Source organism: Bacteroides sp. 1_1_30 (assembly GCF_020982715.1).
Taxonomy (GTDB): Bacteria; Bacteroidota; Bacteroidia; order Bacteroidales; family Bacteroidaceae; genus Bacteroides; species Bacteroides xylanisolvens.
The window spans coordinates 1-707 of sequence record NZ_JAJKHN010000244.1; the positions used below are offsets into that span (position 1 = coordinate 1).

General features: G+C 43.7%; 1 protein-coding gene. It reads left to right on the top strand.

Translation table 11 applies throughout. The features are described from left to right. Positions 1-50 precede the first annotated feature (50 nt). A complete protein-coding gene (locus LPH68_RS26500) occupies positions 51-647 on the top strand; it encodes a UpxY family transcription antiterminator (RefSeq protein WP_008019042.1) in 597 nt (198 codons plus the stop codon). The last annotated feature ends 60 nt before the right edge of the window (positions 648-707 follow it).

Sequence of the window (707 nt, forward strand, 5' to 3'; positions counted from 1 at the left end):
TGTGTTATCCGTTACCTAAGAAGTAACGGAATCACATGGGGTAAAAAAATATGATTTTAACGAAACCAAAATCAGTAAATGCCGGGCCTATTAGTGGGACAGGGGAAGGCGTAGCACACTCAAAACGCTGGTATGTAGCACTCGTTCGAATGCATCATGAGAAGAAAGTTGCCGAGCGTTTGTCTAAGATGGGAATTGATTCTTTTGTTCCCGTTCAGCAACAGATCCATCAATGGAGCGACCGTCGAAAGATGGTTGATACAGTCTTGCTTCCCATGATGGTTTTTGTTCATGTCAATCCAAAAGAGCGTATGGAAGTCCTAAGCTTCTCCACGGTCAGCCGTTATATGGTGATGCGTGGTGAAAGCACTCCTGCCGTTATTCCTGACGAGCAGATGGCGCGTTTCCGTTTCATGCTCGATTATTCCGAAGAAGCAGTCTGTATGAATGATACTCCACTGGCGCGTGGTGAGAAAGTTCGTGTGATTAAAGGTCCTTTGAGTGGCCTTGTTGGCGAACTCGTGACTGTCGGGGGTAAGAGTAAGATTGCCGTTCGTTTAAATATGCTTGGCTGTGCTTGTGTAGATATGCCAATCGGTTATGTAGAACCCACAAAGATTAGTAATGACGACACAAAAAAACTTTAACGTATTTCTATTCATTCTACTGTTAGGAGTTTTTTCTCCTTTGATGGCTCAAAATATGAG

Coding starts and splice junctions, on each gene's coding strand:
- LPH68_RS26500 (WP_008019042.1), top strand. CDS start 51: ATGATTTTAACGAAACCAAAATCAGTAAATGCCGGGCCTATTAGTGGG.